10 protein-coding genes are annotated in these 9,560 nt (G+C 71.8%); 7 read left to right on the top strand and 3 right to left on the bottom strand.

What is annotated here, in order from left to right; genetic code table 11:
• Nucleotides 1-381 precede the first annotated feature (381 nt).
• From ABEB28_RS41855 to ABEB28_RS41840, 4 genes are all read left to right on the top strand, one after another.
• Entirely contained in the window at nt 382-819 is a 438-nt protein-coding gene (locus ABEB28_RS41855) for a histone-like nucleoid-structuring protein Lsr2 (RefSeq protein WP_345733881.1), read from the top strand.
• Between the two features lie 754 nt (nt 820-1,573).
• Complete coding sequence (locus tag ABEB28_RS41850) at nt 1,574-2,857, top strand: PQQ-dependent sugar dehydrogenase (protein ID WP_345733880.1); 1,284 nt, start codon at nt 1,574-1,576, stop codon at nt 2,855-2,857.
• Between the two features lie 82 nt (nt 2,858-2,939).
• Nucleotides 2,940-3,269 (top strand): PadR family transcriptional regulator, encoded by a 330-nt coding sequence (locus ABEB28_RS41845; protein ID WP_345733879.1) that lies wholly within the window; start codon nt 2,940-2,942, stop codon nt 3,267-3,269.
• Nucleotides 3,266-4,345, top strand: a complete 1,080-nt coding sequence (locus tag ABEB28_RS41840; protein WP_345733878.1) for an HAAS signaling domain-containing protein — start codon at nt 3,266-3,268, stop codon at nt 4,343-4,345. The genes ABEB28_RS41845 and ABEB28_RS41840 overlap by 4 nt, the downstream gene beginning before the upstream one ends.
• A 97-nt stretch (nt 4,346-4,442) precedes the next feature.
• Here ABEB28_RS41840 and ABEB28_RS41835 read toward each other — a convergent pair whose 3' ends face one another.
• Nucleotides 4,443-4,826, bottom strand: a complete 384-nt coding sequence (locus ABEB28_RS41835) for a VOC family protein (RefSeq protein WP_345733877.1) — start codon at nt 4,824-4,826, stop codon at nt 4,443-4,445.
• 93 nt (nt 4,827-4,919) lie between these two features.
• Between ABEB28_RS41835 and ABEB28_RS41830 the strand changes: the two genes are divergently transcribed.
• Nucleotides 4,920-5,696 carry a TetR/AcrR family transcriptional regulator gene (locus tag ABEB28_RS41830; RefSeq protein ID WP_345733876.1) on the top strand — a complete coding sequence of 259 codons (777 nt, stop codon included), beginning with the start codon at nt 4,920-4,922 and terminating at the stop codon, nt 5,694-5,696.
• A gap of 282 nt (nt 5,697-5,978) precedes the next feature.
• On the opposite strand, the gene ABEB28_RS41825 is transcribed toward ABEB28_RS41830, so the two are convergent.
• Nucleotides 5,979-6,317: a nucleotide pyrophosphohydrolase gene (locus ABEB28_RS41825; RefSeq protein ID WP_345733875.1), complete on the bottom strand. Its 339-nt coding sequence runs from the start codon at nt 6,315-6,317 to the stop codon at nt 5,979-5,981.
• Nucleotides 6,318-6,418: 101 nt separating this feature from the next.
• Here ABEB28_RS41825 and ABEB28_RS41820 point away from each other — a divergent pair, with 101 nt between their 5' ends.
• On the top strand, nt 6,419-6,790 hold the full coding sequence (locus tag ABEB28_RS41820) for a response regulator transcription factor (protein WP_345733874.1): 372 nt from the start codon (nt 6,419-6,421) through the stop codon (nt 6,788-6,790).
• 123 nt (nt 6,791-6,913) lie between these two features.
• Here ABEB28_RS41820 and ABEB28_RS41815 read toward each other — a convergent pair whose 3' ends face one another.
• Complete coding sequence (locus tag ABEB28_RS41815; protein WP_345733873.1) at nt 6,914-8,689, bottom strand: APC family permease; 1,776 nt, start codon at nt 8,687-8,689, stop codon at nt 6,914-6,916.
• Nucleotides 8,690-8,981: 292 nt separating this feature from the next.
• Between ABEB28_RS41815 and ABEB28_RS41810 the strand changes: the two genes are divergently transcribed.
• Nucleotides 8,982-9,560: RNase H family protein (locus ABEB28_RS41810; RefSeq protein WP_345733872.1), on the top strand; the 579-nt coding region annotated here is incomplete at its 3' end.

Below are 9,560 nucleotides of genomic sequence, written 5' to 3'. Positions count from 1 at the left end.
GCGGCGCGCGGCACGGGCGCGCGCGGCACGGGCGGCACGGGCTGCGCGCGACGTGGGCCGCGCGGGGAGGGGTGGGCCGCGCGGGGAGGAGGAGGCGGGGCGGGGATGAGCCACGGTGGGCTCGGCACCCCGCCCCGAGCGGCGCTACTTCTTCTTTTTCTTGCCGCTCTTCTTGTCCTTCTTCTTGTCCTTCTTCTTCTTGGCCACGAGACCTCCTCGCTCCGGTCGGCGCCCCTGTCGGACACCGGAACCTCCCTCACCGTAATGCGGACAAATCCGAAAGAACACCTGGCGAAACCTCGAGAAATGTGCTGCGCACCGCGCCTCGCAATTTCCACCCCATTTATAGGACTCGGGACAAGGTGCTGTATTATGCCCAGCATGGCGAGGAAAGAGCTGGTCATTCTCACCGATGACCTGGATAACTCAGAAATTGACCCGACTACCGTCGAGCGTCCGACGGTGCAGTTCGGGATTGACGGTGTCGAGTACGAAATTGATTTGGGCGCCGCCAACCAGGCCAAGCTCCGCGAGATCCTCGGCGAGTACGTCCAGGTCGGCCGCCGCACCGGTGGCACCGTCCGCAAGGGACGCAAGCTGGCCGCCACCGCCTCCGGCTCGACGAACAGCCGCGCAGAGAACGCCGCGATCCGCGAATGGGCGGAAGCCAGCGGCATCGACGTGAACGCGCGCGGCCGCCTGCCCAAGGAGGTCATCGAACGCTACCGGGGGCACTTCTCCGAGCAGGAGAACGACTCCGAGTCGGCGCCCGCAGGCCGTCCCGCCCCGAACACCGAGCAGCCCGCCTTCTCGGGCTGACGAATCGTCGGCGTCGACCCGGTATCGCGGGTTGACGCCGATGATTCGACTGTTCCGCGGTATCGCCCACCTCGCCGGACGAGTGATCCCGCACTTCCCGGACTCTCCGCGGGCGCGACCACGACCAGCGCGCCCAGCGCCCACACGGGGACGATCCCGCATTCGGAGCGCCCCGCTGCGTCGCACGCCGGCCCTTCGGAACATCACGCCGCCGAAGTAACCCGCCGCGCGAAACCGAACCCGCCGTACGGAGCCGCACCCGGCGCCGCCGGCCTCACCGCACATGTCCCGCGTCGCCGCCGCGCGAAACCGAACCCGCCGTACGGAGCCGCACCCGGCGCCGCCGGCCTCACCGCACATGTCCCGCGTCGCCGCCGCGCGAAACCGAACCCGCCGTACGGAGCCGCACCCGGCGCCGCCGGCCTCACCGCACATGTCCCGCGTCGCCGCCGCGCTGTATGGCGTCCACCACTCCGGCGACCGGTGAGATCGGACGTTCCGCGCGCGGCCCGCTGGCCGAGCGTCCAAAGTAAGCATTCGTATTTGCAGTTCGGCTGATAAGAACTGCGGCGGGCAACGCACGCCCGGGAACGGATGACTAAATCCGCGCCGGGAATCATCACCAGCGCGATATTGACGGTCGTCAACCCCGATGTAACCGTGGCGAGAGACAGCAAATCGATCTGTATCTGCGATCAACCGCGCGGTCCCCCACACACCCGCGCGGCCTCGTCCGACCTGCGGGGAGTCCGAGATGTCCGCACCGACCGTGCCCACCCGGCGCGCCGCGCACGACCTCGGCCCGGTCACCACGGTCGCGGAGGGATTCACGCTCCCGAGCGCGCTGGCTTTCGGCGACGACGGTGCGGTGTACGTCGCCGACACGAGGCTGCGACCGGAGCGGTCCGGGAGGGTCTGGCGGCTCGGCGAGGCCGGGGAGCGGACGCTGCTCAGCGGCGCTTTTGTCCCGCCGATCACCGGGCTGGCGTTCCGCGGCGGATCGCTGTGGGTCTCCCAGGGCGGTCCGCCCGGCCGGATCAGTCGCCTCGACCCGGACGGCTCGGTGACGCACGTGCTCACCGACCTGCCCGGCGGGGACCACCACGTCGGCGAGGTCACGTTCGGACCGGACGGCAAGCTCTACTTCGGACTGGGTGCGCTCACCAACACCGGGATCATCGGTCTGGACACGCTGGCCAACGGCTGGCAGGCCAGGCAACCCGCGGTCCTCGACGTTCCGGGGTACGACATCGTCCTGCGCAACGTCCGGGTGCGCACCTCCGATCCGCACTCCGACGACCCGACCACCGAGCGGCTCACCGGCCCGTTCTCCCCGTTCGGCGAGGTGGTGCAGGCGGACACCCACATCCTCGGCGCCCGACTGTGGGGCTGGCCGTTGGCGACCGCGGCCGTCCACCGCGCCGATCCGGACGGCTCCGGCGTCGAACTGGTCTGCTGGGGCCTCCGCAACCCGTTCGGCCTGCGTTTCCTGCCGGACGGTCGGCTGATCGCGATCGACCAAGGCGCCGACGACCGGGGCAGCCGGCCGATCGGCGGGGTCCCGGACTTCCTCTGGGAGGTGCGGGACGCAGCCTGGTACGGGTGGCCGGACTACTTCGGCGGCCGGCCCGTCACCGACCCCGCGTACCGGCCGAGCGACGGCAGCATCCCGACGTTCGTGCTGGCCAATCACGACGAGCTGCCCCGTCCGGAGCGGCCGCTGACCGCGTTTCCGGGCGGTGTCAGCGCCACCGCGCTCGACGTCGACCCGGCTTCGGCAGGACGGGTGGTCACGGTGGCGCTGGAGACCGGCCCGCGCTCGGCCGGGTGCGCGATCGTCTTGGTCCGGACCACCGACGGGGCGCAGCACGTGCTGCACACGTCCGCGTTCGCCGATCCGGTGGCCCTGCGGTACCACCCCGCCGACGGCGCGCTGTGGATCGTCGACTCCGGAGTATCGGCCGCCTCATCCGCGGACGGACGCCGCCGCGGGCGAGTGCTGCGGGTCGACGACCGGCCCTCGGCTCCACCGGCCTGACCAGCGGAGTGAACGCCTACACGGCGCCACTCTTGCCGGTATAGCGCATTGCGCAGTAGTGTCCCGTCCGCAGGAGGTGAGCGTGGACACCACACAGTTGCTCAAAGGCGTGCTCGATCTCGCGGTACTCGCCGTGATCCGGGACGCGGATGGTTACGGGTACGACGTGCTGCGCCGGTTGCGTGGCTCCGGGCTCGCCGACGTCGGCGATGCCTCGGTCTACGGGACGCTTCGGCGTCTCTACCAGGCCGGATGCCTGACGTCGTACGTTGTTCCGAGCGAGGAAGGCCCGCACCGCAAGTACTACGGCATCACCGACGCCGGCCGGCTCCAGCTCGCCGAGTCGACAAAAATCTGGGCCGGTTTCGCCCGGACCATGGACGACCTGTTGCGCGGGGAGGCAGTGGCATGACCGCACCAACCGTCGGCACCGAGGCGGACCGCTATCTCCAGCGGGTCCGTGCCGCCCTGGCCGACCTGCCGGACGACGAGCGGAACGAGCTCATCGACGACCTCTCCGCGCATCTCGCCGACATCGACGCCGAGACACCGGACACGTTGACCGAGGCGGCGCTGGTCGAGCGGCTCGGACGGCCGGAGGCGTACGCGGCCGAGTTACGCATTTCAGCTGGCCTCGGCCCGGCACCGGACACTGCGGTTCCGAAGAAGGTCCGGACTCTCATCGACCGGGCACGGACCCGACTCGACGGCATGCCGGCGTACCGGCGGTTCCGCGCCTTCCTGCCGGAGCTGCGCCCCGGCTGGTGGGTACTGCGCGGGTACTTCGCGGCGGTGGTGCTGACCGCGATGTTGTGGGGCAACTTCCGCGGGCCACTGCCCGACGGCGGCAGTGAGACGGTCGTGTTCCTCCTCTTTGCGGCCGCGGCCGCGTACGGATCCGTCTGGCTCGGCCGACGCAGCGACGGCTTCGGACGCTGGGGACGCCGCGCCGTGCTGGCCGGCGGGTTGTTCGTCGGGTTCGTCGGCCTGGGCATCGTCATGTCGACGAGCGGTCCGAACTACGGGGGGCAGGCGGATTACTACTACTCCGGAGGCCCGCTGGAGAGCGCGACGGACCTGCGGGTCTACGGGCCGGACGGACAGTTGATCCGCGACGCCCAGGTGTTCGACCAGCACGGCAACCCGATCCTGCTGCCGTCGTCGTGCGAGTACGTGCCGCGCACCCGGGCGGACGGCGGAGTCGCCGAGAACGTTTACCCGCGCTCGCTGAACCAGCCGCCGTCCGTGTACTGCGAGGACGGCTCGGCGCCGGTGGCGGAGCGGCTTCCCGGCCTTCTTCCCGCCCCACCGACCGACGTAGTGGAAACGCCCACCGAAGCGACGCCGACCGCGCCTCCGACCGGTACGACGTCGCCCTCGGTGGGTGCGACCCCCTCGGGCACGGCCACCCCGTCGGGCGCGGCCACGCCGTCGGGCACCGTCCCACCGACGGCCTCGGCCACGCCGTCACCGTCGCGCTCCCGCTGACGCGCGGGCGCGGCACGGGGGCGCGCCGGCACGCGGGGAGCACGGACGGCCCCGGGCGGTGGGAGGACCGCCCGGGCCGTCTGCGTGCCGGCGCTGCTCAGCTCGGCGTGACCCACTCGACGAGCTGGATGATCACGCCGTTGGGGTCGGCGACCTGGAGGAATCGCTCCCCCCACGGCTCCTCGGTGAGCTCGTGGGTGATCGTGACGCCCTCGGCACGCAGCCTGGCGTCTTCCCCAGCCAGGTCGTCGACGACGAACACGACGAGCACGCCGGCCGCGCCGACGTCGCGGAAGTCGGCGGGCAGCGTCGGGAGACCACGCCGCAGGAAGATCACGTTCATCGCGGCGTCGTCGCGCTTCAGCGACGAGAAGCCGTCTGCGGCCATCTCCTCGCGAAAACCGAAGTGCTTCTGCAGGAACTCACTGGACGCGGGGACGTCGTCCACGTTCAACGACACGGCGGACGCGGTGACTCGCAACGCGGTCTCCTTCGAGTAGCTTTTATCGTACGCAGTACACCGTACTACGTACAAGGTAACCCTGCCACTGCGTCGGCCTGCCAGGATGGAGCCGTGGCCACTGAACGCAGCAGCGCGGGCGATCCCGCGCGCACGCTCGCCCTGCTCTGGCGCTCGACGGAGAGCGAACCGCCGCCGAACGGAAAGGCACCGCGCGGGCCTCGCCCGACGCTCTCGGTGGACCGGGTGATCGCGGTCGGCATCGCGCTCGCGGACGCCGAGGGCCTGGACGCCGTGACGATGCGTCGGGTCGCCACCGAACTCGCGGTCGCCCCGATGACGCTCTACACGTACGTGCCCGGCAAGGCCGAACTGCTCGACCTGATGCTCGACGCCGCGTACGCCGAGATGACCCGGACGACTCCGGCGGAGGACGGCTGGCGGGCTGCGGTGGCGGCGATCGCGCACGACAACCGGGCGCTGTACGAGCGGCATCCGTGGGTCGCCACCGTCGCGACCAGTCGGCCGCCGCTCGGACCGGGGCTGATGGCCAAGTACGAGTACGAGCTCGCCGCCTTCGAGGGCCTGGACCTCGACGACGTGACGCGGGACGCGGCGCTGACGTTCGTGCTCGGGTTCGTGGAGACGTGTGCCCGCGCCGCGGCGGACGTCCGCGCCGCCAAGTACGAGAGCGCACTGAGCGACGGCGAGTGGTGGGCGGCCAACCAGCCGCTCCTCGACCAGGTCTTCGACGTGGAGCGCTATCCGCTGGCCGCTCGGGTCGGGGCGGCCGCCGGCGCGGCCCACGACGCCGCGTACAGCCCGGGGCACGCGTACGAGTTCGGCCTCGCCCGAGTCCTCGACGGCCTCGCGGCACTCGTCGAGCGGTAGAGGTTCCGCGGCGCCGCGGGCGGTAGGGCAACTCCGGGGCCGGCGCGGACAGTACGGCGAGTGACGCAGGCGCGGAACCAGCCGCGGGGCGCCGCCGCCGGCGCGGACAGTACGGCGAGTGACGCAGGCGCGGAACCAGCCGCGGGGCGCCGCCGCCGGCGCGGACAGTACGGCGAGTGACGCAGGCGCGGAACCAGCCGCGGGGCGCCGCCGCCGGCGCGGACAGTACGGCGAGTGACGCAGGCGCGGAACCAGCCGCGGGGCGCCGCCGCCGGCGCCGGGCTAACCGCGGGACGGCGCCGGGAAGCGGTGCTCGTTGCGGGCGAGCTTCGCAGTCGCCACCTCGACCAGGTCGACGTCGAGCACGCGGGCGAGCTGCACCAGGTAGAGCATGACGTCGGCGATCTCGTCCCGGACGTCGGCCGCGACCGACTCGTCCGCCATGACCGCAGCAGACTCCTCGGGCGTCAGCCACTGGAACAGCGCGGTCAGCTCCCCGACCTCGCCGGACAGAGCCATCACCAGGTTCTTCGGGGTGTGCCAGGGCTGCCAATCCCGCGCCGCCGCGAACTCCGCCGTCGCTGTCGTCAGTTCCGCCAATCCCGCGTCGCTGCTGCTCATCCGCGCAGCTTACGGCGGCGACGCCGCACTTCTAATTCGCACCATTTACTACCTATGCATAGAATGGTGGGAATCGTCGATACGGCGTGCTGGGGGCACCGGTGGCGAGCATCCTTATCGTCGAGGACGAACCGGACATGCGCGAGTTGATGGCGCGCAAGCTGCGAGACGCCGGCCACACGATCACCACGACCCGGACGGGCGCCGAGGGCCTGGCGTTCCTCCGCGCGGAACGGCCCGACCTGGTGCTGCTCGACGTCAAGCTGCCCGACACCTCGGGGCTGAGCGTCTGCGAGACCGTGCGCGATGACGCCGACATCCGCGACACCCTCGTCGTCATGGTCTCCGCGTCGGCGGGCCAGGAAGAGGTGGACGCCGGTCTGGCGGCCGGGGCCGACGACTACGTCACGAAGCCGTTCGCCCCGAGCAACCTGGTCAGACGTATCGCGGCGCTGCTCTCGACCGATCGGTGATCCCGACTGATCGGTGACGCCGACCGGTCAGTGCCCCGGTCCGTCCGGCCGGTCGGTCCGCGGCGGCGCCGCGCCGTACGAGCCCGGCCGACCCGCGCCCTACGAGCCCGGCCGACCCGCGCCCTACGAGCCCGGCCGACCCGCGCCCTGCGTCGGCCACGGCGGGGCTCCGCCGGGCTGAGCCGGCACTGCTGACGGCTGGCTCGGACGCGGCGGGATCGGCGGCTGGGCGGTGCCGGAGCGGGGTGAGCTGGACGGCGCCCCACCGGGAGCGGACGCAGGCCGGTACGTCGGCGGTGTCGCGTAGGAGCCGGTCGGGGCGGGTCCGTACGGTGTTCCGTCTACGGGCGTGCGTTGGCCCGGGATCAAGTGGGCCAGCGCCGGCGACGCGGAGACCGGCGTCGCGTACTCGTCCTCCTCGTCCAGGGCCAGCGACCGCGCGGTCCGCCGCCGGGCCGGCCAGAGCACGCCGGTCAGGAGTGCGGCGATCACGACCACGGACGGCACCCACACGACGAGGGAACTACCGGCGACGTCGAGCCGCACGTGGGTCTCGAGTAGCGCGGAGACGACCACGGCCCCGACGCAGAGCGCCGCCACGATCGCCGCGACGAGACGGCCTTCCCAGCCGAGGAAACCGCCCTCTTCCGAGTCGCTGCGCAGGAGGAACACCATCACCGCACCGGCGGCGGCGACCAGCGAGAGGAACACCCCGACCGAGCCGATGTGCGACAGCATGATGAACACGGTCCGGAACGGATCGGCACCGGCTACGGCGAAGGCGAGCAGCACCACCGCCGCGATGCCGGTCTGCAGGTACGACGCGGTCACCGGTGCGCCGCTGCGCGCCGAGCGCTTGGCGAGCCCCGCGGGGAGGACGCCCGCCGCGGCCAGCGAGCGGATCGACCGCGACGCGGCGTGGTGGAAGATCAAGCTGGCCCCGAACACCGCGACCAGGTTGGCCAGGCCGAACAGACCGGCCGCGCCCTCACCCAGATGGACGGTCAGGAAGTCGAAGACCGGCTGGCTGCCCTTGGTCAGTGCGCCGTCGGCGAGCGTCTGGGGACCCAGCGCGGACGTGACCGTGACCGCCGCGAGGACGTTCGCCAGCCCTGCGATCACCACGGCGATGTACGTCGCGTTGGTGACCTGCCTGCTGGTCGCGCCGAGCTCGCCGCCGTACGCCATCGGCGTCTCGATACCGGGGTAGGCGGTGACCGAGAAACCGACCGCCGCGGCCACCGCGCCGGTGAAGAGCGTGACCGGGTCGAGCGTCTCAGCGGTGAACCCACCGGACGCCGGGAAGCGCACCGCGGTGAGGTCGAACAGGAAGTGCGCCGCGATCAGCACGCCCAGCACCGCGGTGCCGATGATCGCGTTCGTGCGCAGCGAGCGGGTACCGAGGAAGCCGACCAGCACGAGCGCCGGGACGACGAGCATCACCCACGGCACGGTCCGCCCGGAGTTCTCCTCGATCTGATTGGCGATCTCGAACCCGATGATCCCGTAGTACCCGGCGGAGAGGGCGGTGTAGGAGACCGCCATCAGCACGGCCACGCCGAGGCCGACCCGCTCCCCCAGTCCGCGGGCGACGTAGGTGTGCAGGCCGGCCGCGATGCCGGTGTGGCCGACCACCGCTGAGCTGGCCAGGCTGAACGCGATCAGCGCGGCGGCGACCAGCGCGTAGATCAACCCCAGCCCGATGACGCCGGTCGTCCCGACGATCGTGGAGACACCGCCGGTGACGACCGCGAGCGGCCCGGTCGCGACCGCGCCCATGAACGCCATCGCGATCGTCGGGGGAAGGCCGCGTTTGCGCTGCGGTACCGCGAGGGTGGTTCTGGTCGGGGCGCTCGGTCCGGGCGTGCCGCCTGCGGAGGGGTGCGCGTGGGAAGACATAACCGTCCTGTCGGTCCGCTCTTCAGTTGACGCCCGGCCCCTGCGTCGTCGCAGCGCTGCGACCCTAGCGTCCAGGTAGGAGTGGATCGACGTTTTCGATGAATATTGACGGGACAGGTGAGACCCATGTGAATTCGAGAGCATCGGTTCGACGGCGCGCGGGCCAAGCCTCGCGAAGCGTCCCTGGAGGTCACCGGGCATCATGACGAGGGCCGAACCGGTGCGCCCGGGAGCCCGGGACTTCCCGGGGCCCTGGACAACCGGTGGCCGCGGAACTTTCAGGAGGCAATGCGTGGTCGACCAGGCTGCACCCGCCGACGACAAGCGGGTCGTCATCTACGCGTCCGGGTCCGGGGGCACGTCGCCGGGAGCGGGCGGGTGGGGTGCGCTGCTGACGCACGGTGACTCGCAGCGCGAGCTGTCCGGCGTCGAGGCCGGAGTGACGCGGGACCGGATGAGTCTCCTGGCGGTCGTCAGCGCGCTGGAGTGCCTGACCCGGCCGACGGCCGTCCAGGTGCTCACCGACAACGAGTACGTCCGTGACGGGGTGGCGGCGCGCACCCAGGGCGCAGTCGCCGACGACCGGAACGCCGACCTGTGGACCCGGTTGGGTGCGGCGGTGACTCGTCACCGGGTGCAGTGGGTGGTGGTGAACGCTGCGCTGGCGGCGCGTGCCGCCGCCCTCGCCGCCGCAGCCGCGTCCCCGACCGCACCGCGTGCGGCCAGCCCACGCCCGACGGCTCCCCCGCCGACAGCCGCGACCCCGACGGCCTCAGACGCCGCTCGCCCGGCGACCTCGGCGAACCCGGCCGCCGCTCGTCCGGCGAACCCGGGCGCCGCTCGTCCGGCGGCACCGCGGCCAGCTCCGGCA

Origin of the sequence: Cryptosporangium minutisporangium, from assembly GCF_039536245.1 — a bacterium.
Lineage (GTDB): Bacteria > Actinomycetota > Actinomycetes > Mycobacteriales > Cryptosporangiaceae > Cryptosporangium > Cryptosporangium minutisporangium.
Note: the sequence above shows the minus strand (reverse complement) of the source record. Positions and strands in the feature narration are given on the sequence as shown.

Bases quoted from the DNA above. Each gene is read 5' to 3' on its own strand.
- ABEB28_RS41855 (WP_345733881.1), top strand. From the start codon at position 382: ATGGCGAGGAAAGAGCTGGTCATTCTCACCGATGACCTGGATAACTCA.
- ABEB28_RS41850 (WP_345733880.1), top strand. From the start codon at position 1,574: ATGTCCGCACCGACCGTGCCCACCCGGCGCGCCGCGCACGACCTCGGC.
- ABEB28_RS41815 (WP_345733873.1), bottom strand. From the start codon at position 8,689: ATGTCTTCCCACGCGCACCCCTCCGCAGGCGGCACGCCCGGACCGAGC.
- ABEB28_RS41840 (WP_345733878.1), top strand. From the start codon at position 3,266: ATGACCGCACCAACCGTCGGCACCGAGGCGGACCGCTATCTCCAGCGG.
- ABEB28_RS41825 (WP_345733875.1), bottom strand. From the start codon at position 6,317: ATGAGCAGCAGCGACGCGGGATTGGCGGAACTGACGACAGCGACGGCG.